At 68.1% G+C, this 23,838-nt stretch carries 24 protein-coding genes; 15 read left to right on the plus strand and 9 right to left on the minus strand.

Features of this window, described 5'->3' with window-relative positions; all coding sequences use genetic code 11:
* Nucleotides 1-79 precede the first annotated feature (79 nt).
* Together ACLBW1_RS11715 and ACLBW1_RS11720 are read left to right on the plus strand one after the other, a co-directional pair.
* Nucleotides 80-1,705: an ABC transporter permease gene (locus ACLBW1_RS11715; RefSeq protein WP_447811990.1), complete on the plus strand. Its 1,626-nt coding sequence runs from the start codon at nt 80-82 to the stop codon at nt 1,703-1,705.
* Nucleotides 1,702-2,775 (plus strand): ABC transporter permease, encoded by a 1,074-nt coding sequence (locus ACLBW1_RS11720; RefSeq protein WP_447811991.1) that lies wholly within the window; start codon nt 1,702-1,704, stop codon nt 2,773-2,775. Before ACLBW1_RS11715 ends, ACLBW1_RS11720 begins: the two co-directional genes overlap by 4 nt.
* Here the strand turns inward: ACLBW1_RS11720 and ACLBW1_RS11725 are convergent.
* A complete protein-coding gene (locus tag ACLBW1_RS11725) occupies nt 2,744-3,361 on the minus strand; it encodes a hypothetical protein (RefSeq protein ID WP_447811992.1) in 618 nt (205 codons plus the stop codon). The genes ACLBW1_RS11720 and ACLBW1_RS11725 overlap by 32 nt on opposite strands.
* 135 nt (nt 3,362-3,496) lie before the next feature.
* Here ACLBW1_RS11725 and ACLBW1_RS11730 point away from each other — a divergent pair, with 135 nt between their 5' ends.
* The 3 genes from ACLBW1_RS11730 (at nt 3,497) to ACLBW1_RS11740 (ending at nt 8,157) form a co-directional block, all read left to right on the plus strand.
* A complete protein-coding gene (locus ACLBW1_RS11730; RefSeq protein ID WP_447812171.1) occupies nt 3,497-5,200 on the plus strand; it encodes an ABC transporter ATP-binding protein in 1,704 nt (567 codons plus the stop codon).
* A gap of 167 nt (nt 5,201-5,367) precedes the next feature.
* Complete coding sequence (gene acs / locus ACLBW1_RS11735) at nt 5,368-7,341, plus strand: acetate--CoA ligase (protein WP_447811993.1); 1,974 nt, start codon at nt 5,368-5,370, stop codon at nt 7,339-7,341.
* Between the two features lie 102 nt (nt 7,342-7,443).
* A complete protein-coding gene (locus ACLBW1_RS11740; protein WP_447811994.1) occupies nt 7,444-8,157 on the plus strand; it encodes an SDR family oxidoreductase in 714 nt (237 codons plus the stop codon).
* 9 nt (nt 8,158-8,166) lie between these two features.
* On the opposite strand, the gene ACLBW1_RS11745 is transcribed toward ACLBW1_RS11740, so the two are convergent.
* Both ACLBW1_RS11745 and ACLBW1_RS11750 read right to left on the minus strand, forming a co-directional pair.
* A complete protein-coding gene (locus ACLBW1_RS11745) occupies nt 8,167-8,571 on the minus strand; it encodes a MerR family transcriptional regulator (RefSeq protein ID WP_447811995.1) in 405 nt (134 codons plus the stop codon).
* A complete protein-coding gene (locus ACLBW1_RS11750) occupies nt 8,558-10,132 on the minus strand; it encodes a SulP family inorganic anion transporter (RefSeq protein ID WP_447812172.1) in 1,575 nt (524 codons plus the stop codon). Before ACLBW1_RS11750 ends, ACLBW1_RS11745 begins: the two co-directional genes overlap by 14 nt.
* A 43-nt stretch (nt 10,133-10,175) precedes the next feature.
* Here ACLBW1_RS11750 and ACLBW1_RS11755 point away from each other — a divergent pair, with 43 nt between their 5' ends.
* From ACLBW1_RS11755 to nhaA, 3 genes are all read left to right on the plus strand, one after another.
* Nucleotides 10,176-10,559, plus strand: a complete 384-nt coding sequence (locus ACLBW1_RS11755) for an ArsR/SmtB family transcription factor (RefSeq protein ID WP_447811996.1) — start codon at nt 10,176-10,178, stop codon at nt 10,557-10,559.
* Nucleotides 10,556-11,620: an ACR3 family arsenite efflux transporter gene (gene arsB, locus ACLBW1_RS11760; RefSeq protein ID WP_447811997.1), complete on the plus strand. Its 1,065-nt coding sequence runs from the start codon at nt 10,556-10,558 to the stop codon at nt 11,618-11,620. The genes ACLBW1_RS11755 and arsB overlap by 4 nt, the downstream gene beginning before the upstream one ends.
* Nucleotides 11,621-11,733: 113 nt before the next feature.
* Entirely contained in the window at nt 11,734-12,924 is a 1,191-nt protein-coding gene (nhaA, locus tag ACLBW1_RS11765) for a Na+/H+ antiporter NhaA (protein ID WP_447811998.1), read from the plus strand.
* Nucleotides 12,925-12,939: 15 nt separating this feature from the next.
* On the opposite strand, the gene ACLBW1_RS11770 is transcribed toward nhaA, so the two are convergent.
* Nucleotides 12,940-13,446, minus strand: a complete 507-nt coding sequence (locus ACLBW1_RS11770; RefSeq protein WP_447811999.1) for an SRPBCC family protein — start codon at nt 13,444-13,446, stop codon at nt 12,940-12,942.
* 23 nt (nt 13,447-13,469) lie between these two features.
* Between ACLBW1_RS11770 and ACLBW1_RS11775 the strand changes: the two genes are divergently transcribed.
* A complete protein-coding gene (locus ACLBW1_RS11775; protein WP_447812000.1) occupies nt 13,470-14,105 on the plus strand; it encodes a pyridoxamine 5'-phosphate oxidase family protein in 636 nt (211 codons plus the stop codon).
* Here the strand turns inward: ACLBW1_RS11775 and ACLBW1_RS11780 are convergent.
* A complete protein-coding gene (locus tag ACLBW1_RS11780) occupies nt 14,083-15,300 on the minus strand; it encodes a benzoate/H(+) symporter BenE family transporter (protein WP_447812001.1) in 1,218 nt (405 codons plus the stop codon). The genes ACLBW1_RS11775 and ACLBW1_RS11780 overlap by 23 nt on opposite strands.
* A gap of 89 nt (nt 15,301-15,389) precedes the next feature.
* On the opposite strand from ACLBW1_RS11780, the gene ACLBW1_RS11785 reads away from it, so the two are divergent.
* The 4 genes from ACLBW1_RS11785 to ACLBW1_RS11800 all read left to right on the plus strand — a co-directional run bounded on the left by ACLBW1_RS11785 (nt 15,390) and on the right by ACLBW1_RS11800 (nt 19,002).
* Nucleotides 15,390-15,917, plus strand: coding sequence for a helix-turn-helix domain-containing protein (locus tag ACLBW1_RS11785; RefSeq protein WP_447812002.1), 528 nt, complete (start codon nt 15,390-15,392; stop codon nt 15,915-15,917).
* Nucleotides 15,918-16,292: 375 nt separating this feature from the next.
* Complete coding sequence (locus ACLBW1_RS11790; RefSeq protein WP_447812003.1) at nt 16,293-17,402, plus strand: cellulase family glycosylhydrolase; 1,110 nt, start codon at nt 16,293-16,295, stop codon at nt 17,400-17,402.
* Nucleotides 17,403-17,523: 121 nt separating this feature from the next.
* Nucleotides 17,524-18,024, plus strand: a complete 501-nt coding sequence (locus ACLBW1_RS11795; protein ID WP_434216564.1) for a phage holin family protein — start codon at nt 17,524-17,526, stop codon at nt 18,022-18,024.
* 42 nt (nt 18,025-18,066) lie between these two features.
* Nucleotides 18,067-19,002, plus strand: a complete 936-nt coding sequence (locus ACLBW1_RS11800) for an alpha/beta fold hydrolase (protein ID WP_447812004.1) — start codon at nt 18,067-18,069, stop codon at nt 19,000-19,002.
* A 9-nt stretch (nt 19,003-19,011) separates the two neighbouring features.
* On the opposite strand, the gene ACLBW1_RS11805 is transcribed toward ACLBW1_RS11800, so the two are convergent.
* The 4 genes from ACLBW1_RS11805 to nth are packed head-to-tail and all read right to left on the minus strand — an operon-like array spanning nt 19,012 to nt 22,347.
* Complete coding sequence (locus ACLBW1_RS11805; protein WP_447812005.1) at nt 19,012-20,208, minus strand: MarP family serine protease; 1,197 nt, start codon at nt 20,206-20,208, stop codon at nt 19,012-19,014.
* Nucleotides 20,205-20,969, minus strand: a complete 765-nt coding sequence (locus tag ACLBW1_RS11810; protein ID WP_447812006.1) for an NUDIX hydrolase — start codon at nt 20,967-20,969, stop codon at nt 20,205-20,207. Before ACLBW1_RS11810 ends, ACLBW1_RS11805 begins: the two co-directional genes overlap by 4 nt.
* Nucleotides 20,966-21,658: a redoxin family protein gene (locus ACLBW1_RS11815; protein WP_447812007.1), complete on the minus strand. Its 693-nt coding sequence runs from the start codon at nt 21,656-21,658 to the stop codon at nt 20,966-20,968. Before ACLBW1_RS11815 ends, ACLBW1_RS11810 begins: the two co-directional genes overlap by 4 nt.
* A gap of 8 nt (nt 21,659-21,666) precedes the next feature.
* Entirely contained in the window at nt 21,667-22,347 is a 681-nt protein-coding gene (gene nth, locus ACLBW1_RS11820; protein WP_447812173.1) for an endonuclease III, read from the minus strand.
* A gap of 304 nt (nt 22,348-22,651) precedes the next feature.
* On the opposite strand from nth, the gene ACLBW1_RS11825 reads away from it, so the two are divergent.
* A complete protein-coding gene (locus ACLBW1_RS11825) occupies nt 22,652-22,912 on the plus strand; it encodes a hypothetical protein (RefSeq protein ID WP_447812008.1) in 261 nt (86 codons plus the stop codon).
* Nucleotides 22,913-23,100: 188 nt separating this feature from the next.
* Nucleotides 23,101-23,775, plus strand: coding sequence for a Crp/Fnr family transcriptional regulator (locus tag ACLBW1_RS11830; protein WP_447812009.1), 675 nt, complete (start codon nt 23,101-23,103; stop codon nt 23,773-23,775).
* Nucleotides 23,776-23,838 lie beyond the last annotated feature (63 nt).

Consider the following 23,838-nt stretch of genomic DNA (forward strand, 5'->3'; position numbering starts at 1 on the left):
ATGGCCCGCGCCACCCGGTTCGTTGGCGTCCGCCGTCCGCGGGCCGGTCATCGGCCCCCATTCCTCGAGAGTCCACACCATGTCGACAGCAACGTCGGATCCCGCAGCCACGAACTCCGGGATCGAACCCACCGCGGCGCGCTGGTCGCCGAAGCGATTCCTGCGCAGTCCCGCGTTCTACTTCGTCCTCCGCCGACTCATCACCAGCTTCTTCGTGCTGCTCGGCGCGACGTTCCTGATGTACATGCTCACGGTGTGGTCGGGCGATCCGCGCCAGAACTTCGAGAGCTTCCCCGCCGCCGTCCGCGACAACAAGATCGCGGCGGTCACCAAGGCGCTGGATCTGGATCAGAACGTGATCCTGCGCTATCTCAACTGGTTACGCGGTGCGGGCGGCTGTTTCGTACCCGGTGTGTCCTGTGATCTGGGCAAGACCATCGACGGCACGCAGGTGACCGCGGTGCTCGGCAACGCGATCAGCACCACACTGCGACTGGTGATCCTGGCGCTGTTCCTGGCCGTGGTGCTCGGCGTCATCGTCGGCATCCTCTCCGCGCTGCGTCAGTACAGCGGCTTCGACTACACGATCACCTTCGCCTCCTTCCTCTTCTATTCGCTGCCCATCTTCTGGGTCGCGGTGTTGCTCAAGGAGTTCGGTGCGATCAAGTTCAACAACTGGCTGGCCAGCCCCTCCATCCCCATCTGGGTGAGCGTGGTGGCCGGCGTACTCGTCGGGTTGGTGCTCACCGGGGTGATCGGCGGCAACCGACGCAAACGCTCCATCACCTTCGGCGGTTCGCTCGTGGTCGTCGTCGCGGTCCTGCAGTACTTCTCGGCCGTCGACTGGTTCGCGCGCCCCGCGCTCGGTGTCGGACTGATCCTGGTGCTGTCGCTGCTCATCGCACTGGCCGCCACATCGCTGACCGCGGGCCTCGCCGCCCGACCCGTGCTGTCGTCGGCGCTCATCACCGCCGTCCTCGGGACGATCCTCGCACTGGTGCTGCAGCCGGTGCTGCGCAATCCCGCGATCAGTTTCCTGTTCGTCCTGCTGATCATCACCGTGGTCGTCTCGGCGGCCGTCGGGTGGTTCGTCGGCGGCGAGGAGTACCGCAGCCCCGCGGTGCGCGCGGCGGTGTTCACCGGTATCGGAACGGGCCTCATGGTCCTTCTCGACCGGGTGCTCAGCAACTTCGCCCGCTTCTCCGACAAGAAGTTCGGTCGCCCCATCCCGACCGTGGGCGACTCCACGCCCAACTTCAGCGGCAACACCTGGCAACACTTCCTCGACCTCACCACGTCGCTGCTGTTGCCGACCACGGCGCTGATCCTCATCAGCTTCGCGAGCTACACCCGCTACACGCGCGCGTCGATGCTGGAGGTGATGAACCAGGACTACATCCGCACCGCCCGCGCCAAGGGCCTCACCGAGCGAACCGTGGTGATGCGCCACGCCTTCCGCAACGCGCTCATCCCGCTGACCACCGTCGTCGCCTACGATTTCGCGGCCGTCCTCGGTGGCGCGGTCATCACCGAGAACGTCTTCGGCTGGAAAGGGATGGGCACGCTGTTCATCTCCGGGCTCAAGGACGTGAACCCCAACGTGGTCATGGCGTTCTTCCTCGTCACCGGAACCGCGGCCGTGGTCTTCAACCTGCTCGCCGACTTGCTGTACACCGCACTCGATCCGAGGATCAGGCTCCAATGACGACACCGATCACCCCGTTCGATCCCTCGGTGCCCGCCCACACCGGGCCGCCGACCCCCGAGGCCGAGGAACCGACCACCGCCGCGCAGTCGCAGAGCTCGCTGGTCTACCGCCGGTTCATCCGGCACCGCGGTGCGATGGTGGGCGTCGCGATCCTCGTGCTCACGATCGTGCTGGTCTACAGCTCGATCGGGTGGGCCGGCATCCCCGGCTGGTGGAAGTGGGACTACACCAGTCCGTCACCGACGGTGAACGGCGGACACCCCACCTACCGGTTCCCGTTCCATCTCGGGTCACATCCGTTCGGGCAGAACTCGATCGGCATCGACTACTTCGCGCTCACGATGCGCGGTGCGCAGCAGTCCATCGTCGTCGCGTTCGTCGCCGGACTCACCTCCACCATCGTCGGCACCGTGGTCGGTGCCGTCGCAGGCTACTTCCGCGGCTGGACCGAGGCGATCCTGATGCGCTCGACCGACGTCGTCATCACGATCCCCGTGATCGCGATCGCCGCGACCCTGGGCGCCAAGTTCGGTCAGTCCGGCGTCGTCATCATCGGCCTGGTGATCGGCCTCGTCGGGTGGACATCGCTCGCGCGTGTGGTGCGGGGCGAGTTCCTGCTGCTGCGCGAGCGCGAGTTCGTCGACGCCGCGCGTGTCGGTGGCGCGTCACCGATGCGCATCATCTTTCGACACATCCTGCCGAACACCGTCGGCGTCATCGTGGTCTCGGCGACCCTGATGACCGCCACCGCCATCCTCCTGGAGACGTCGCTGTCGTATCTCGGTGTGGGCGTGCGTAGTCCGGACACCTCGCTGGGACTTCTCATCACCGAGAACCAGGCCGCGTTCACCACCCGGCCGTGGCTGTTCTGGTGGCCCGGCCTGTTCATCGTGATCATCGCGTTGACGGTCAACTTCATCGGCGACGGCCTGCGCGACGCCTACGATCCGCGGCAGCGCGACATCCCCAAGGTGCGCTGGTACGAACGCCTGCTCGGTCGGACCGCGAAACCGCGACTCGACGACGAGTCGGATCTCACGCCACCAGCACAGAGATCACCGTCGTGACGATTCCCGCGACCACCAGGAGGATCGACGCGAGATTCCAGTGCGCTCGGACACCGGTGATCGGGAGTTCGTCGAGAACCCCCGAGGCCCGGGCTGATTCCCATCTCCTGCGGAGCACGGCGGCGGCATCGCCGGAACCCGACCCCGGCAGGTCACCCGGCGCCACCGTGCCGTCGGCGCGGATCGCCGACCGCGGGACCGCTCCCGCCTCCGGTCGTCGACGCCCCTCCCGGGCACCGAGGACGTGGTCGCGTCCGCCCGGCGCCGGGGCCGACCACGCGACGACGGTCTCGTGCGCCGTCTCCACGGTCAGCGCGAACTTCGTCGCGACATCGACGATCGACTGCAGGTCGACGGCGAAGGTGCGTAGCGGGTTGACCACCGTGACCGCCGAATCACTCACGCGGACGTGTGGATTGACCAACAGCAACCACGCCGCCGACGCCACCAGGACCATCGGACCCGCCACCGACAGACCGGGCAGCACACCGAGGGTGAACCCGTACACCGTCGAGGCCGCCGCGATGACCCACAACACGCACGCCGTCACCAGCGCACCGCGCGGCCGGATGGTCACCGTCTCCATCCGCCCATGCTCTCACCGGGCACGCCACCAGCACATCAGCGAGGATCTCCCATGTTCGATCTGACCACCCTGCTCCGCGGCAAGCCCGCCGAATCCGAGGACATCCTCGCCGGTGGCGCGGGCGCGGACGGCCCGATCCTCGAGGTCAGCGGCCTCACCGTCGACTTCTGGACCCAGAAGGACTGGTTCCGTGCCGTCGACACCATCGACTTCACCCTGGCCCGCCGCGAGGTGCTCGCGATCGTCGGCGAATCCGGCTCGGGGAAATCGACCACGGCGATGGCCATGCTCGGCCTGCTTCCCGCGAACGCGCGCGTGGGCGGGAGCATCGCCCTGCGCGGCCACGAACTCGTCGGGGCGAAGCCGTCGACGGTCCGGGGCGTACGCGGCAACGACATCGCCGTCATCTTCCAGGAGCCGATGACCGCACTGAACCCGGTGTACACCATCGGTTTCCAGATCGCCGAGGTCATCCGCAGCCACCGGCAGATGACGCCGAAGGCCGCGCGCGTCCGCGCGATCGAACTGCTCGACATGGTCGACATCCCCGAACCGGGCCGCCGGGTCGACTCCTTCCCGCACCAGCTCTCCGGCGGCCAGCGGCAGCGCGCGATGATCGCGATGGCGCTGGCCAACGAGCCGGGACTGCTGATCGCCGACGAACCCACCACCGCGCTCGACGTGACCGTGCAGGCCGAGATCCTCGAGCTGATGCGCGACCTGCGCGACCGCATCGACGCGGGCATCCTGCTGATCACCCACGACATGGGCGTCGTGGCCGACATCGCCGACCGGATGCTGGTGATGAAGGACGGGGTGGTCGTCGAATCGGGGACCGCGCTCGACATCTACCAGTCCGCGTCGGACCCCTACACCGTCTCGCTCCTCGAAGCGGTCCCCCACCTCGGCACGCACACCGACACCGATGTCGCTGCAGCAGAATCGGATTCGCCATCCGGGGACACGACACGAACCGCGGACTCCCCCACCGCGGATACCGCGGGGCGCGCAGACCGGGTACTCGACATGCGCGCCACGGTCATCGAGTACCCCGGCCGCGGCAGCGCACCGGCGTTCCGCGCCGTCGACGACGTGACCCTGCACATCGACCGATCCGAGGTGGTCGGCCTCGTCGGGGAGTCCGGCTCGGGCAAATCCACCATCGGTCGCGCCGTCGTCGGGTTGCTCGCACCGACCGACGGCGAGATGGACGTCGTCGGGAAGTCGATGATCGATCCCGACCGTCGTCGCCTGCAGGCCATCCGCGACGACGTCGCCATCGTCTTCCAGGACCCGGGTTCATCGCTCAACCCCCGGTTCCCCGTGGGCGACTCCATCGGCGAGCCCCTGCGGCTCAAGCGGTCGATGCGCGGCAGGGAACTCGACCGCCGGGTGGAGGAGCTGCTCGACCAGGTGCGGTTGTCGACCACGATGCGCAACCGCTATCCCCACGAACTGTCCGGTGGGCAGCGTCAGCGCATCGGCATCGCCCGGGCCTTGGCACTCGAGCCCACCCTGTTGGTGGCCGACGAGCCGACCTCCGCGCTCGACGTCTCGGTGCAGGCGACGGTCCTCGAGCTCTTCGCCCAGCTGCAGCGTGAGCACGGGTTCGCGTGCCTGTTCATCAGTCACGACCTCGCCGTCGTCGAGCAGGTGTCCGACCGCATCGCGGTCATGCGCAACGGCAAGCTGGTGGAGGTCGGGACCACCGAGCAGGTGCTGACATCCCCCAAGGCTGGTTACACGAAGAAGCTGCTGGCCGCGGTACCCGTCCCCGATCCGGTCGCGCAGGCGCAGCGCCGCGAACGCTGGCTCGCCGACGGTGCGGGGGGTCGCTGACCCGTCGTCGGCGATCTACCGGCGGCGGCCCGACCTCGCGGCCGGTCACCACCACCCGCCTGCAACGCGATCCCAACGTGACTACCCTCACCATGGAAGACGCGAGGAGCACCGACGACGGGGTCACCTCCCCAGCGCGGTGTGAAGAGAAAGGTGATCGACACACCATGTCCAGCGCTACCGATCAGTCCACTGCCGCAGGCGAGCCCGAACATCCCGCCGCCTACCCGCCGCCCGCGGACTTCGCCGCGAACGCCATCGCGCAGGCCGATCTCTACGACGAGGCCGATGCGGATCGGCTGGCGTTCTGGGCCAAGCAGGCGCGCGAGCTGCAGTGGGATACCGATTTCGGTGACACGCTCGACTGGTCGAACGCGCCGTTCGCGAAGTGGTTCGTGGGTGGGAAGCTCAACGTCGCGGCCAACTGCATCGACCGCCACGTCGAGGCCGGCAACGGCGACCGCGTGGCGATCCACTGGATCGGCGAGCCCGGCGACACCCGCGACATCACGTATTCCGACCTTCTCGCCGAGGTGAGCCGCGCCGCCAACTACTTCACCGAGATCGGCCTCGAGCCGGGTGACCGCGTCGCGGTCTACATGCCGATGGTCCCCGAGGCCATCGTGACGATCCTCGCCTGCGCCCGACTGGGCCTGCCGCACTCGGTGGTGTTCGCGGGGTTCTCCGCCGGCGCGCTGCGCTCGCGGGTCGACGACGCCTCGGCGAAGTTGGTCGTCACCACCGACGGGCAGTACCGCCGTGGCGAACCGGCGCCGCTCAAGGCCGCCGTCGACGAGGCGCTGGGCACCGGCGACGACGCCGCGAAGTCGGTCGAGAAGGTGTTGGTGGTCAAGCGCACCGGCCACGACCCCGACCTCAACTGGGTCGAGGGTCGCGACGTGTGGTGGCACGAGACGGTCGCCGACGCCGCAGACACGCACTCCTACACCGCATTCGACGCCGAGCACCCGCTGTTCCTGCTGTACACCTCGGGGACCACCGGCAAGCCCAAGGGCATCCTGCACACCTCGGGCGGCTACCTCACCCAGATCAACTACACCTTCCGCAACGTCTTCGACCACCGACCCGAGACCGACGTGTTCTGGTGCGGCGCCGACATAGGCTGGGTCACCGGGCACAGCTACCTGGTCTATGGTCCGCTGTCGAACGGCGCGACGGAGATCGTCTACGAGGGCACCCCCAACTCTCCGAACGAGCACCGGCACTTCGAGATCATCGAGAAGTACAAGGTCACCACGTATTACATCGCGCCGACCCTGATCCGCACGTTCATGAAGTGGGGTCGCGAGATCCCCGACGCGCACGATCTGACCTCGATCCGCCTGCTGGGCAGCGTCGGTGAGCCGATCAACCCCGAGGCGTGGCGCTGGTACCGCGACGTGATCGGCGCGAACCGCAGCCCCATCGTCGACACGTGGTGGCAGACCGAGACGGGCGCGATGATGATCTCGCCGCTGCCCGGGGTCACCGAGACCAAGCCGGGTTCGGCGATGCGTCCGCTCCCGGGGATCAGCGCGAAGATCGTCGACGACGACGGCAACGCGGTCGCCGACGGCGAGCAGGGTTACCTCGTGCTCGACGAGCCGTGGCCGGCGATGCTGCGCGGCATCTGGGGCGATGACGAGCGTTTCAAGGACACCTACTGGTCCCGGTTCGCCTCGCAGGGGTGGTATTTCGCCGGCGACGGCGCACGCTATGACTCCGACGGCGCCCTGTGGGTGCTCGGCCGCATCGACGACGTCATGAACGTGTCGGGCCACCGCATCTCCACCTCCGAGGTGGAGTCGGCTCTGGTCAACCACCACGGCGTCGCCGAGGCCGCGGTCATCGGGGCCTCGGATGAGACCACCGGCCAGGGCATCGTGGCCTTCGTGATCCTGCGTGGCAGCACCACCGACACCGGCGACGAGCTCATCAAAGAACTCAAAGCGCAGGTGTCGAAGGACATCTCGCCGATCGCCAAGCCTCGCGAGATCTACGTGGTGCCGGAACTGCCGAAGACCCGCAGCGGCAAGATCATGCGACGTCTGCTCAAGGACGTCGCCGAGGGCCGTGAACTCGGCGACACCTCGACCCTCGTCGACCCCACGGTGTTCGAGAACATCCGCAAGAAGAAGTAACACCTCCACGTTCGGCAAGTACACCGATCTGTTTACAACGCCTGCGCGATCGTCTAGCATGGCTAGTACACAGATCGGTGTACTCGTCTTCAGGAGGTCCACATGCCCACACTCACCGACGCCGTCGTCCTCGTCACCGGGGCCAACGGCGGTCTCGGCCACCCGTTCGTCACCCATGCCCTCGAGCACGGCGCCCGTAAGGTCTACGCCGCCGCACGCAACCCGCGCGAGTGGGACGACGAGCGGGTCGTGCCGCTGGCCCTCGACGTCACCGATCCCGCATCCGTCGCCGCCGCGGTCGCCGCCGCCCCCGACGTCACGGTGCTGATCAACAACGCCGGCATCACCACCCACACGGCCAGCCTCATCGACATCAGCGAGGCGGACCTGCGCCGCAACCTCGAGGTAAACTTCTTCGGCCCGGTGCTGCTCACCCGCGCGTTCGCCCCGGCTCTGATCGCCGCCGAGAACGCGGCCCTCATCGACATCCACTCGGTCGCGAGCTGGAACGCGTTCGGTGGTGTCTACAGCGCGTCGAAGGCCGCCATCTGGTCGGCGACCAACTCGTTACGCCTGGAACTCGCGCCGAAGGGCGTGCATGTGGTCGGCGTCCACATGGGATATGTCGACACCCCGATGGCCGCCGGCGCCGACGGCCCGAAACTCGAACCGGCACCGTTCGTCGAGTCCATCTACGCCGCAGTCGAAGCCGGTGACTTCGAGGTGCTGGGCGACGACCTGACGCGTTCGGTCAAGGCCGGCCTGAGTGCGCCCATCGAAGCGATGTACCCGCAGCTCGCCTCGGCGAAGGTCTGACCCCGAAGGTCAGTCGCGGGCGTGTTCGGCGAGCTGCGCGGTCAGTTCGCGGGCGTAATCGAGCTGGGTGGACAACTTCTCGCACGCCTGCGTCGCCCGGGCGTGGCAGTCCGCGAGATACGTTCGGACCGTGGCTCTCTCGGATTCGGACGCCGCCGACGAGTCGAGCACGGCCAGAGACTCGAGCAGTGCGCCCATCTCGTCGAGGGTGAAGCCGAGCGGCTTCATCCGGCGGATGGCGAACAGTCGGTCGACGTCGGTCTCGGTATAGAGCCGGAATCCCCCGGTCGATCGGGCCGAGGGCACCACCAGCCCGACCTCGTCGTAGTGCCGGATCGTCTTGATCGACAGCCCGGTTCGCTCGGCGACCTCCCCGATCTGGGAGTGCGCCACCGGGCCGTCAGTGCCCGGCACCGAGTTGTCCGCTCAACAGGTCGTGGCGCTGTGCGCTCGAGTCGTTCAGTCCGACGATGGTGACGGTCTTGCCCTTCGCCTCGTACTTCGTGATGATGGCGTCGAGGGCGGCAACGGTGGAGGCGTCCCAGATGTGCGACTCACTCATGTCGATGACGATGTTCGTGGGGTCGTCGGCGTAGTCGAATTGATAGACGAGATCGTTGCTGGAGGCGAAGAACAGCTCGCCGCGTACCGCGTAGACGCGGGTCTGCTCGTCGGGATGGGCGACGTCGACCACCTCGGTCATGTGGGCGACGCGACGGGCGAACAGCACCATCGCGGTGAGCACCCCGGCGCCGACGCCGTAGGCGAGGTTGCCGGTCGGGACGGTGACCGCCACGGTCACCACCATCACGAGCGTCTCGCTCTTCGGCATCCGCCGCAGCGTGGCCGGGGTGATGCTGTGCCAGTCGAAGGTGCCGACCGACACCATGACCATCACCGCGACCAGCGCGGCCATCGGGATGAGCGCGACGATGTCGCCGAGACCGACCACCAGGATCAGCAGGAACACGCCGGCGAGGAACGTCGAGATCCGGGTGCGCGCGCCCGAGACCTTCACGTTGATCATCGTCTGGCCGATCATGGCGCAGCCACCGAGACCACCGAAGAAGCCGGTGACGATGTTCGCAACACCCTGGCCGAGACCCTCACGGGTCTTGTCGGAGTGGGTGTCGGTGATGTCGTCGACGAACTTGGCGGTCATCAGCGATTCGAGGAGACCGACGACGGCCATCGTCGCCGCGTAGGGGGCGATGATCGACAGCGTGTGCAGGGTGAACGGCACGTCGGGGATGAGAAACGACGGCAGGGTGGACGGCAGCTGACCCTCGTCGCCGACATTCGGGATGTTGTTCCAGCCGAAGACCACCGTCGCGCCGGTGAGCAGCACGATCGCCACCAGCGGCGCGGGGACCACGGAACTCAGCTTCGGCAGGAACACCATGATCGCGATCCCGATCGCCACCATCGGATAGACGAGCCACGGCACGTCGATCAGATGCGTGAGCTGGGAGATGAAGATGAGGATCGCCAGGGCGTTGACGAACCCCACCATCACGCTGCGCGGTACGAACCGCATCAGCTTCGCCACGCCGAGGCCGGCGAAGAGGATCTGGAACCCACCGGCCAGAAGGACTGCGGCGATGAGGTAGTTCAGCCCGTGGTCGGCGACCAGCGGCGCGACCACCAGGGCGACCGCACCGGTCGCGGCGGAGATCATCGCGGGGCGCCCCCCGACGATGGCGATGGTGACCGCCATCGTGAACGACGCGAACAGGCCCACTCGCGGATCCACCCCGGCGATGATCGAGAACGAGATCGCCTCGGGGATCAGCGCCAACGCGACGACGAGGCCGGCGAGGACCTCAGTTCGCAGTTGCGGTGGCGATGTCAGGGTGGCGAGCACCGACTGGCGCTCGGACGGGGTCACCGTCGATGTTTCGGACACTCGGCGGACCCTACCCTCCCCGGAGGGGAGAGTGGGAATCGTCGAGACCACCTCGCACGCGTTCACCATCCGTTCGGTTGCATGCTGCATCGACGAACGTCAATATAGACACATGTCAATACACGAGGCCGCCGCGCACACGTCGGACCCGTGTTGCTCTCCCCTGGTCGCCGAGCCCCTGACCGCCGACGACGCCGACGGTCTGGCCCGGATGTTCAAGGCACTCGGCGACCCGGTGCGGCTGAGGATGCTCAGCCTCGTGGCGAGCCACGCCACCGGCGAGGCCTGTGTCTGCGACATCACCGACTCCTTCGGCCTGTCGCAACCCACCATCTCCCATCACCTCAAGGTGCTCCGCGAGGCGGGTCTGCTCGACTGCGAACGTCGCGGGACGTGGGTCTACCACCGCGTCGTCCCCGCAGCGCTGCACCAGCTCTCGATCGTGCTCGCCGCCGTCGATCCTGCGGCGGCGGACACGATGACGATGCGCGCATGAGCACCACCACCGACGCCCCGGCCGTCGTGGGCAAGCTGTCGACCCTCGACCGGTTCCTCCCGGTGTGGATCGGCGTCGCGATGGTCGCGGGCCTGCTGCTCGGGCGTGGCATCCCCGGATTGAACGACGCGTTGTCGTCGATCTCGGTCGACGGCGTCTCCCTGCCGATCGCCATCGGCCTGCTGATCATGATGTATCCGGTGCTGGCCAAGGTCCGATACGACCGCCTCGACACCGTGACCGGCGACCGGAGACTGCTGCTCGGGTCCCTGGCCCTGAACTGGATCTTGGGGCCCGCTCTGATGTTCGCGCTGGCCTGGCTGTTCCTGCCCGACCTGCCCGAGTACCGCACCGGACTGATCATCGTCGGGCTCGCCCGCTGCATCGCGATGGTCGTCATCTGGAACGACCTCGCCTGCGGCGACCGAGAGGCCGCGGCGGTGCTGGTCGCGATCAACTCGGTGTTCCAGGTCGTCATGTTCGCGGTCCTGGGCTGGTTCTACCTGTCGGTGCTGCCCGGATGGTTGGGCCTGGAACAGACCACCATCTCCACCTCGCCGTGGCAGATCGCGAAATCGGTCCTCATCTTCCTCGGCATCCCCCTGGTGGCCGGGTTCTTGTCCCGGCGGTACGGCGAGAAGGTGAAGGGACGCGACTGGTATGAGGAGACGTTCCTTCCCCGCATCGGCCCCTGGGCGCTCTACGGGCTGTTGTTCACCATCGTCATCCTCTTCGCGCTGCAGGGTGATCAGATCACCTCGCGCCCCCTCGACGTCGTCCGGATCGCGCTGCCTCTGCTCGTGTACTTCGCGGTGATGTGGGGCGGCGGGTACGGCCTCGGCGCCGCGATGGGACTCGGCTACGCACGCACCACCACACTCGCGTTCACCGCGGCGGGCAACAACTTCGAGCTCGCGATCGCCGTGGCCATCGCCACCTACGGCGCCACCTCCGGCCAAGCCCTCGCCGGTGTCGTCGGCCCTCTCATCGAGGTGCCGGTACTGGTGGGCCTGGTCTACGTGTCACTCGCGCTACGAAAGCGGTTCACCGTCCATGCCTGACACCCACCCCGTCAAAGACGCGTTAAAGTCATAGCCGGTGCGCCGGGAAGTCTGGTCGGCAACGTCTCAGCCGACCCCTCGACACGAAGGACCCCGTCATCAACGCGCCGAAGTTGTCACCACCGTCCCCGAGCGAGTTCGCGCGGTACCTGCGCACCGAGACCTTCGGCGGCATGGTTCTTCTCGCCGCCGCGGCGGTCGCACTGCTGTGGGTGAACTCGCCCTGGGGCGACACCTACGTCTCGTTACGCGACACCCATGTGGGGCTCGACGTCCTCGGTCTCGATCTGACCATCGGCCACTGGGCGCAGGACGCGCTGCTGGCCGTCTTCTTCTTCGTCGCCGGTCTGGAACTGAAACGCGAGATCGTCCTCGGCGAACTCTCGAGCCTCAAACAGGCGACACTCCCCATCGCCGCAGCGGTCGGCGGCGTGGTGGTCCCCATCGCGGTCTGCCTCGCCATCGGTTGGGGCACACCGGGAATCGAGAGGTCCTGGGCGATCCCCGCGGCCACCGACATCGCCTTCGCGCTCGGTATCCTCGCGCTGGTGGGGTCACGGATCCCGTCGAGCGCACGGGTGTTCCTGCTCGCCCTCGCCGTCGTCGACGACCTCATCGCGATCGCGATCATCGCCGTCGTCTTCACCGAGTCGCTGAACTTCCTGGCGCTCGCCGTCGGGGTGGCGGCGCTGGCGCTGTACTGGGTCTGCCAGCGGCGGCGTATCACCAGCCCGTTCGTCTACGTCCCGCTGGCCGTCATCACCTGGGTGGCGGTCTACAACGCCGGAATCCACGCGACGATCGCGGGTGTCGCCCTCGGTCTGCTCACGCGGGTGCGATCCGATCCTGGCGAGGACCACGCTCCCGGCGCGCGACTCGAACACCGGATACAGCCGATCTCGGCCGCCATCTGCGTGCCGATCTTCGCGCTCTTCGCCGCCGGTGTACCCGTGAGCCCGTCAGTGGCCGGTGACCTGTTCACCGACCGCATCGCCCTCGGGATCATGGTGGGCCTCGTGGTCGGCAAGACCGTGGGCATCTTCGGCGTGAGCTGGGCGCTCATCCGCCTCGGCTGGGTGACCAAACCCGCGGGCTTCTTCCCGCGGGACATGCTCGCGGTGGCCATCCTCGGTGGCATCGGGTTCACCGTCAGCCTGCTGATCGCCGAACTCGCACTACCACCGGAGGAAGCCGAGCTGGCCAAGGCCGCAGTACTTCTCAGCTCGATGGTCGCCTCGTTGATCGGGGCGGCAGCCCTGATCAGACGGGGCCGGGTGCACACCCGCCTGCTCGACGACGACTGATACGCCCCTCGGGGATCAGGCCAGCGTCGAGAAGTACTTCACCGTGTCGGTGCGAAAGGTACCCAGCGCGGGCTTGCTGACCACCGAGAGTCCCGGCAGCTTCGCCAGCGGACCCGCGGGTTCGATGGCGAACGCCCACGTCAACCGCGACCCGAGTCCGGAGGGGACGACCTCGGTCAGCTCGCCGAAGCGACGCAGTCCGGGGACGTTCGCGGAGACGACGGTGAACGCGTTGCGGTAGGTGCCGGCCTCGGCGTCGGCCTCCCACACGAAGAACCGCTCATCGATCTTCACCAGCCCGGGCGCGAGTTCGGCGGTGCGCGTGGTGCCCACGCCGTGCGGCTCGGGCGAGGTGAACGTGACCTTCTTGATCATCCGACACCAGTCGAGGGTGTTCTGCCGTGTCAGTTCGGCCCACGCGACATCGGGCGTCACCGGGAGGTCGACGGTGAACCGGTAGGTCACCGGCGCGCGGTGGAAGAAGGACACGTCGTCGATGGGTTGCAACTTATGGGCGGCCATCGGGCGAGCCTAACCTCAGCGGTGTGCCGAACAACCACTACCACCACCTCGTCTTCGGGCCCCGCGCCCTCGCCCGACAGCGCGCGACGGGCAGCTACACCGCGTACGGCTCGGAGATGGAACGTGGCGACGACGGGCCTCCCGAACTCTCCGGCCGCGAGATCTCGATGCTGACGAACGCCTTCCAGATACACCTGGCGACGGTGGCCGAGACCGGATGGCCGTACGTCCAGTACCGCAGCGGACCCCGCGGCTTCATCCACCACCTGGGCGGGTCACGCTTCGGCTTCGCCGATCACCACGGCAACTCCCAGTTCACGTCGTTGGCGAACATCGACACCGATGGGCGCGTGGCGATCTTCGTCGCCGACTTCCCGATGCGCACCCGGATCAAGTTCTACGGACATGCGCAGGTGATCGACTCCGCCGACGACCCCGACCTGCACGGCTGGCTGATGACCGTCGCCGACGGGCGGCTCACCGCGCGCAGCGAGCGGTCGATCGTCATCGACATCGAGGCGTTTGACTGGAACTGCTCACGCAGCATCGTGCCGCAGTACGACCGCGAGTACGTCAAAGAGCTCAACGTCGCCCACGCCGAGAAGATGCAGGCGATGCAGGCCGAGATCGACGAGCTCAGGCGTCGTCTCGAGGGGTGAGCTCGGCGGCGTCGCGGGGGTGTCGGGGACGCAGCACCGCGTAGACCGCGATCCCCGCCACCAGGGCCCAGAAGGCAGATCCGACACCGACGAACACCGCGCCCGACGCGGCGACGACGAACGTCGCGATCGCGGCGGTCCGATGATGGGCAGGGGTGTCGGCGGGGCCTACGGCGGCGGCGATCGCCGCGGCCATTGTGCCGAGCAGAGCGACACCGGCAACGGCCTGGACCACGCCCTCCGGCGCCAGCACCACCAGCGTCGCGGTCGCGGCGGATGCCGCGCCGATGACGAGGTAGCTGAGTCCGGCCGTCAACGCGGCCACCCACCGCCGCTGCGGGTCGGGATCGGCCTGCGGCCCGGCCGAGAGCGCCGCACTGATCGCACCCAGGTTGATGGCGTGTCCTCCGAAGCAGGCACCCAGCAGCGTCCCCACACCGGTGACCGACATCGCCGAGCGCCACGGGACGGCGTAGCCGAACGACGTCATCACCGCGACCCCGGGCACGTTCTGCGCGGCCATCGTGACGATGTAGAGCGGGATGGCCACCCCGGTGATCGCCTGCAGCGTCCACTGTGGAGTCGTCCAGACCAGCTGCGGCAGCAGCGCACTCGCGTCGATGGCAGATCCTCGCCGCACGATCTCGACCACGATGACCACCGCGGCCACACCGAAGGCACCGGGAACCGCCCACCTTGGCGCGAAGCGGAGCAGGGCGAGCCAGGCGAGCAGGATCGGGGCGATCGCCACGGGATTGCCCGACAGTGCGGTCACCGGCGCGAGACACAGCGGCAGGATGACCCCGGCGAGCATCGCCTGCGCCACCGGAGCGGGGATACGGCCGATGAGCTCCGCCAATCCCGACCACATCCCGGTGATGACGATGAGGACCCCGGTCACCGCGAACGCACCCACCGCGGCAGGCCACCCGCCGCCGACCGATGCCGTCGACGCCAACAGGGCTGCGCCCGGCGTCGACCAGGCGAGAACGATCGGCATCCGGTGTCGCACCGACAGCACGACCATGCCGATGCCCTGGAGCAGACACACCGCGAGCAGTCCCGACGCGGCCTGGGCCGGACTGGCCCCCACCGCACGCAACCCCGTCAGCACCACCGCGAACGAACTGGTGAACCCGACGATCGCGGTGACGACACCCGCACCTATCGGGACCGACAGACTCACCCGCTGCATCGCCAACCCTCCACCTCACCGCACCGTTCTACATACAGAACGTTCTGTTCACAGAACGATAGAGCCTTCGGGCCATAGAGTCGAGACCCATGGAACCGACGTCGATCTCGGCCGCGGTGGGCGAACGTGTCCGTCTACTCCGTGGGCGAGCCGGGCTGAGTCTGTCGGAACTCGCCCGCCGGTCCGGAGTGGGCAAGAGCTCGCTGTCCGACCTGGAAGCGGGACGGCGTAACCCCACCATCGAGACGCTGTACGCACTGTGTACGCCACTCGGTGTGCCGATGACCGCGTTGACGGCGGCGTCGATCCGCACCGACAGCGGCGGTATGACGTCGGTGACACTCGACGTCCGCGAACTGCCCGACGCCACGGTCGAGGTGTTCCGCCTCGAGTTCATCGGGGGCGCCGAGCACACCTCCCCCGGCCACGTCGCCGGCGTCACCGAACACCTGACGGTGGTTGCGGGTGAACTGCACGTGGGGCCCGTCGAGAACACCACGCACCTACGGTCCGGCGAATCGCACACGTGGCGCAGCGACACCCCGCACCGCTATGCCACTCGTGGCCCCGCCGAGGCCATCGTCGTCATCCGGACCCCGCGCGCGACCGAGGCGTGATCGGCAGGTCCGAACACGTCCGTACCGGACACGTTCACACATCGAGCGACCATTCGTCGGAACGCCGATCTCGGCGTCGATGACTCGAATTCGGCATCATTTTGGACATTCTCGGAATGAATTCGAGGCCGATCACGAAGTTTATGTATCGCACATTTGCCGTAGTGAATCTGCGTCGGACAGGAACCTGAACACCGCCCCCGAACTGCGCAAACGTCCATTCTAACGATTGTTCATTCTGTACACATTTTAAGTTCGTCGGCACCTCTCGCACAAAAACACATTCATGGAATTCGTCGGGACCGCTTTCTTTTCTGGGCCGGATTTTGTTTGACTGGAATTCTTCCGGGGGGTTCACCGGAATGGAGCACAGAAATGCGAATCGCACCACAGATCTCTCTCCGAGACATTCTTCGATCAATTTTGATCGCGCTGATCGCGATACTGATAATCGGCGTCACCGCCCTCGGATCCCCCGGACACCGTCCCCCGGATGCCATCACCGACGCCGCGACGGTGAGCACCGCATCGACGACCCTCGGCATCGCCGACAGCGACCTCTACTTCGCCTACAACGACCCGACCGCAGTCGCCAAACACCTCGACGAGACCGCCGCGCTGGGGATCCACGACGTCCGCCTCGTGGTCCCGTGGGCAGCGGTCGAGACCACGAAGGGGCAGTACACGTGGGGAGGGGTCGACAACATGGTCAACGCCGCATCGGCACGCGGAATGGGGGTGCTCGCCGTCGTCACCACCACGCCCACCTGGGCTCGCCCGGCCAACACGAGCGTCTACCAGCCCCCGACCGATCCCGCCGACTTCGGCGCCTTCGCGGGCACCGTCGCCGCGCGGTACCACTCGGCCATCTCCTCCTACGAGATCTGGAACGAACCGAACGGCGCCATCAGTTACGCCCCGGCCCCCGACCCCGCCGGGTACACCCGGCTGCTGGCCGCCGCCTACCCGAAGATCAAGGCGGCGAACAGCTCGGCCGTCGTCGTCGGCGGCGTGCTGGGTTCGGTGGTCACCTGGGGTGGCTACAGCCTCAACCCGGTCGATTTCGTCTCGCAGATGTACGCCGCCGGGGCGGCCGGGAAGTTCGACGCCCTATCGTTCCACCCGTATCAGAACTCCACGAGGTTCTCCCAGGGAGCGACGCTGCCCGATTCGCCGCTGAATCAGGTCAACGACATCCGGGGCCTGATGGTCTCCCACGGCGATTCGGCGAAGAAGATCTGGGCCACCGAGTACGGACTGTCGACGATGCAGGTCAGCGCGGCACAGCAGGCCGACTACATCAGCGACTTCGTGACCACGTGGCGCACGCTCTCGTACGCGGGGCCGGCGTTCATCTACACCCTCGTCGATCGCAACTCCGCCGACACCACCGACGCGGAGAGCACCTTCGGCGTCTACACCGACACCTGGGCCGACAAGCCGGCCGCCGCGGTGGTCCGATCCCTCACCGGGGCCAACGCGTGAGGACGTGGTTCGGCATCGGCCGGTCCGGGTGGTCTGCCGATGTCGAACCCCACAGCTGCATGACACGATGAGGGGCATGGCACGATGAGGCCGTAGCCCGACCCGCAATGGAGGAACAGCTGTGAGCCTGGACGACCGTGCATCCGATCACGTCGGCAGAAACGTCTCCTCGATACCGCTGAGCGATCCGCACAACCCTGCCGAGCAGTCCATCGGCGGTCTGGTGAAGGACGCGACCTCACACATGTCGACCCTGGTCCGGGCCGAGGTGGAGCTGGCCAAGACCGAGATCGTCGGTGAGGTCAAGAAGGGTGCGATCGGCGCGGGACTGTTCATCGTCGCCGCCGTGGTCGCGCTGTACTCGAGCTTCTTCTTCTTCTTCTTCCTCGCCGAACTCCTCGACGAGTGGCTCCCCCGCTGGGCCGCCTTCGGGATCGTCTTCCTGATCCTGCTGGTGCTCGCGATCGTCGTCGGTGTCGTCGGCTTCATCGTGTTCAAACGGGTGCGGGCCCCGAAGAAGACCATCGACTCGGCCAAGGCGCTCCCCAGCGTGCTGCCCGGCGGCGACAAGGGCGCGCCGGTCGACCTCCCCGGTGGCATCGGCGCCGCCCCGCGCCGCTGACGCGCTGATCGCCAGCCCCTGAGCCGAGAACCTGAGACACCGGTGACCGCGCCCGATCCGTCGACGGCGCGGATCGACGGACCATGGATCGATCTCGACGTCCGGGCCAACGGCATCCGGTTCCACGCCGTGGAATGCGGGTCCGGACGCACCGATCGGCCGCTGGTGCTGCTGCTGCACGGGTTCGGCGAGTTCTGGTGGAGCTGGCGCCACCAGCTGACCGCGCTCGACGCCGCCGGTTTCCGAGCCGTCGCGCTCGATCTGCGCGGCTACGGCGACACCGACAAACCGCCACGCGGCTACGACGGCTGGACGCTCGCCGGCGACACCAACGCCCTCGTGCGGGCCCTGGGCCACACCGAGGCGGCACTGGTCGGTCACGCCGACGGCGGTCTCGTCGCCTGGGCCACCGCGACACTGCATCCCCGGGCCGTCACGTCGATCGCCGTGATCGGCTCACCGCACCCGCGCGCCCTGCGTCACGCGGTGCTGCGCAACGGCCCCCAGCGGTCGGCGTTCATGGGCGAGTTCCTCGGCAACCAGCTGCCCCGCACCGCGGAGAAGACCCTCACCCGCGACGACGGTGCGTTCATCGAGACGATGTTCACCGAGCGCACCACCCCCGCCTTCGCGCGCACCGACGAGTTCGCCGAGATGGTGCGGCGCAACCGATCCGCCGTGCAGATCCCGAGTGTCGCCTTCTGCAGCCTGGAGTACCGCCGCTGGGCCTTCCGGTCACAGTTCCGCCGCGACGGCGCCAAGTTCCTGCGGCTGATGAACCGACGACTCAACATCCCGGTGCTCGCCGCGCGAGGTCGCGACGACCGGTACATCCACGCCGAGACACTTTCGGCCAGCCGGTATTTCGCGTCGCGGATGACCTACGCCGAGATCGACGGGAGCGGCCACTACGCCCATGAGGAGAACCCCGGGCGGGTGATCGAGTTGCTCGACCACCACCTGCGGCTCACCCTGTAGCGGCGCCGGTCAGGAGTGCACGCACGACTGCGTGTCGACCGCCGCGGAGTTGTTCTCCGACGCCCGCAGGTTCGCCTGCACCTGATCGGCGGTGAGCACGAACCCGGTCTCGCTCGCGGTGTCCTCGGCCGCGCCGAACACCACGCCGAGCACCCGCCCGTCGGTGTCGATCAGCGGGCCTCCAGAGTTGCCCTGCCGGATCGACCCACGCACGGTGTACACCTCACGCTTGACCTCACCCTCGCGGTAGATGTCGGGTCCCGAGAGGTTCACCACCTCACGGATGCGCTCGGCGCTCGCGGTGAACGGACCGGCCTCGGGGTAGCCGAGCGCGATGGCGTCGGTGCCGGTGGAGGCGTTGCGATCGGCGAAATTCAGCGCCGGGGCGGTGAGGCCGGGGACGTCGAGGACGGCGACGTCGTTGTCGGGGTCGAACAGCACGACCTTCGCGTCGAGCGCACCGTTGCCCGACTGCACGCGCAGTGTCCGCGTACCCGCCACCACGTGGGCGTTGGTCATCACGCGCTCGGGCGAGACCACGAAACCACTGCCCTCGAGCGCCTGGTTGCAACTGGGTGCGACACCCTCGATCTTCACCACACTCGGACGGAGCTGCGCGATGACAGGCAGGGTCAGCAATCCCGAATCGGGCGGATCGACGCTGGTGACCGGTGTGCGACCGAACGGTCCGATGACCTCGGGCAGCCCCGAGTCGTCGAGCAGGGAACTGAAATCGCTGGGCAGTTGCCGAAGCCATCCCGGCGCCACGTCGTCGACACCGCCGAGCACCTTCGACCCGCGTACGGCGTTGGCGATGGTGGGTTCGGCCGAACTGCTCACCGGGATGGCGAGCAACCACGCCGCGATGAGGACGGCGACGGCCTGCAGCAGCGACCCCACGACACTGTCGGCGCGACGCACCAGCAGCGACCGGATGCCGCCGCGGGCGGCGCGGCCGAGGATCATCCCCGACGCCTCACCGATGACGACGAGCACCACCAGCAGACCGACACCGACCACCAACCGCCACCGCCGGTCGCCGATGTGGTCGATGATGTGTGGTGCCAACAGGATCCCCGCGATGGCACCCAGCACCACGCCGACGAACGCGAGCGCCGAGGCGACCGCGCCCTGCCGGAACCCCGAGGCGGCCGCGAGCAACGCGATCGCGATCACCACGAGATCGACCCAACCCGAACCGCTCATCGCTGTCCTGTCTTCTCGAGCATGTCCGCGAGGTCACGCACGTCGTCGGTGTCCCACGGGACGGTCCATCCCGCGGTGTCGAAGATGGCGTCGAGCAGACCGCCTGTGAAACCCCACACCAGCATGTCGGCGACCCAGAACGCCGGCCCGCGGTACACGCGTCCGCCCATCACCGAGCGCTGCACCTGAAAACGGTTGTCCGGGTCGATCATCTGCGCGATCGGCACCCGTACCACGCGTGCGGTCTCGCCGGGATCGACTGCGCGCACCGGCCCGGGGTCGGGCGACCACGCGATCACCGGGATCACGTCGAAGCCCGAGGGCGGCACGGGGAACGACTGCAGGCGGGCCACCACGCGGACCTCGCCCGGGTCGAGGGCGGTCTCCTCCTGCGCCTCGCGCAGCGCGGTGCCCACGGGGTAGTCGTCGCCGGGATCGCGTGCGCCACCCGGGAAGGCGACCTGCCCGGCGTGGTTGCGCAGGGTCGTCGCCCGCTGGGTGAGCAGCACGTCGGCGTCGGCGGGCGGGTTACGGTCGCTGTCGAAGGCGCCGCCGAACAACACCAGCACCGACGCCGGTCGCGACCCGCGTCGGAACGCGGCCTGCACCAGCCGGGTGCGGTCGCCACCGCGATTGTTGACGCTGTCGGTGACACCGTCGACGTTGTCGGTGAGGGGACGCAGCCATGCCGGGATCTCGTCGGCGGGCACCAAAGGTCCGGCCTCGACCGTGGCGGCCGCGGCGTCGCGATCGCGGCTCACAGGGTGACGCCCAGGTACCGGTTCACCGCGTCGGCAATCGACTTCTCGTCGGTGAAGACCTCCGGGAGCACCTTCGCGACGGTTCCGTCGGCCCGCACCAGCACCGACACCGGGTAGGCGCGCGGGATGCCCAGGGCCGCGGCGATCTTCGCCTGCGTGTCGACCACCGACGGCAACCGCACGTCGATCTCGCTGAGCAGACCCAGGGCGAGCACCGGGTTCTCCGAGCCCTCCTTGGCCTGCACGGCGAGGACGTCGACCTTGCCCGCCGCCGACGCGGCGAAGGCGGCGACGGTGGGGAGTTCGCGACGGCACGGCAGGCACCACGGTGCCCAGAAGTTGACCAGCAGTGGACGTCCCGCGGTGGCCGCTCCCATGTCGACGTCGCCCGGGGCGCCCAGGCAGGGCACCGTCACCCCGGCGAGAGCCGAGGTGCCCGGCGCGGGACCGGTACCGACCGGGCACGGGGCCAGCGCGGCGCGGGCGCGGGCGGCGTCGAGATCACCGGCGCTCACCGACGCACTCGCCCCGGGGATGGGGCCGGCGGTGGTGGGTTGACCCGCGCCCAGGGCGGCGTCGGGGGAGGAGGTGTCGCGGGGCCAGATCGCCACGATCAGCGCGATGACCACCACGAGGGCGGCGATCGACCACCGAGCGGACGCAGGGATGCGTTGCAGACCGGATCGCATCGGAGGTCTCAGACCCCCGCCAGCGCGAGCAGATGCGCCGTCTCGGGGCCCTTGACCAGGGCCGCGGCCTTCTCGGTCTCGGTCGGTCCCTCGCCGAACGACGGACAGTCCTTCGCCAGCACACACACGCCGCAGGCCGGCTTCTTGGCGTGGCACACGCGACGGCCGTGGAAGATCACGCGGTGCGACAGATCGGTCCAGTTCTTGCGTTCGATCAGCTCACCGACGGCGTGCTCGACCTTCACCGGATCGGTCTCGGTGGTCCAGTTCCATCGGCGCACCAGCCGACCGAAGTGGGTGTCGACGGTGATGCCGGGGACGCCGAACGCGTTGCCCAGCACCACGTTGGCCGTCTTGCGACCGAAGCCGGGCAGGGTGACGAGGTCCTCGAGGCGTCCGGGCACCTCGCCGTCGAACCGTTCCAGGAGGGCCTGCCCGAGGCCGATGATCGAGTTGGCCTTGTTCCGATAGAAGCCGGTGGAGCGGATCATCTCCTCGAGTTCGGTGCGGTCGGCGCCGGCGTAGGCCGCGGCGTCGGGGTACCGCGCGAACAGCGCCGGGGTGGTGAGGTTGACGCGTACGTCGGTGCACTGCGCCGACAGGATCGTCGCGACAGACAGCTCCAACGGGGTGGTGAAGTCGAGTTCGCAGTACACGTGCGGGAAGGCCGTCTGCAGGGTGCGATCCATCCGACGCGCCCGACGGACCAGCCCGGTGCGGGTCTCGGTGCCACGGTCGGCCGCGGTGGCGCGCCGCGTGCGACGGGCGGACCCGGGCGCGGCGCTGGTGGGGTGATCTGGGCTCACCTGCTCCAGCCTACTGAGCGCAGTGCCCCGTTCTGCGAGGTCGGTGGGGTCGGCCGCCGCTTCTTCAGCTTCCGGTCAGCCACCACGACGCCGAGGCGACGTCGCCTGATCGGCCGAAGGTAACGCTTGGGTTCCACCCGCGGGTTTCGTTGCCCCACCGAGACCTGCGTCGTGTTCACTACTGCACATGCACGGACTCGCGGTACTGCTCTTCCCCGCAGTGCTCATGCTCTTCGCGCTGGCCATGGAGAAGATGGAACACCAGATCAACGACGACAGCGTGACCCGCGACGACGTCGAGGAGTTCCTCGCCGGCGCCGCCCCGGAACAGGTCGAGACACTCGCAGTCGACGGCTTCCCCGCCGCGCTCGACGAGTTCCGCGCCCGTCGCGACGACGCCGAGGACGAACACCCCGCCGCGGTGGCCCCGACGGTCCGGGCCAGCTGACCCCGACCCAGTCCCGCACACCTCGCCCGCCGACCGCGTGAACGACGCAGGTGGCGGCGTTGTCGACGTTCTCCGGACCCGCCAACAGTCTTGGCCGTAGACTCAGCCGTGGCGTGGTGACAAATTCAACACTGCCGAGCAACTTGTCGCGGGCCCGACCCGCCGCAGCACCCTAGGAAGGGGCGTACGTGGAGGAAGTACTGGCGAGGGCCGGCATCTTTCAAGGAGTCGAGCCGAGCGCAGTCGCCGCACTGACCAAGCAACTCCAGCCCGTCGATTTCCCGCGCGGACACGTCATCTTCAACGAGGGCGAACCGGGCGATCGGCTCTACATCATCCTCGCCGGCAAGGTGAAGGTCGGTCGCCGGTCGGGCGACGGCCGCGAGAACCTCCTCACCATCATGGGTCCGTCGGACATGTTCGGCGAGCTGTCGATCTTCGATCCCGGGCCCCGCACCTCCTCGGCGACCACGGTCACCGAGGTCCGCGCGGTGTCGATGGACCGCGATGCCCTCAAGGCGTGGATCGCCGATCGTCCGGAGATCGCCGAGCAGCTGCTCCGCGTCCTGGCCCGGCGCCTGCGACGCACCAACAACAACCTCGCCGATCTCATCTTCACCGATGTCCCCGGACGTGTCGCCAAGCAGCTGCTGCAGCTCGCCCAGCGGTTCGGCACCCAGGAGGCCGGCGCCCTGCGCGTCACCCACGACCTCACACAGGAGGAGATCGCCCAGCTCGTCGGCGCCTCCCGTGAGACGGTCAACAAGGCGCTCGCCGATTTCGCCCAGCGCGGATGGCTGCGACTCGAGGGGAAGAGCGTCCTCATCGCCGATTCCGAGCGTCTCGCCCGACGCGCGCGCTGACCTCCCGATAGTCCTGCGTCACGCATCGACTCCCGTGCCAGTGATCACTGGCGCGGGAGTCGT

It is taken from the genome of Williamsia sp. M5A3_1d (genome assembly GCF_053345315.1).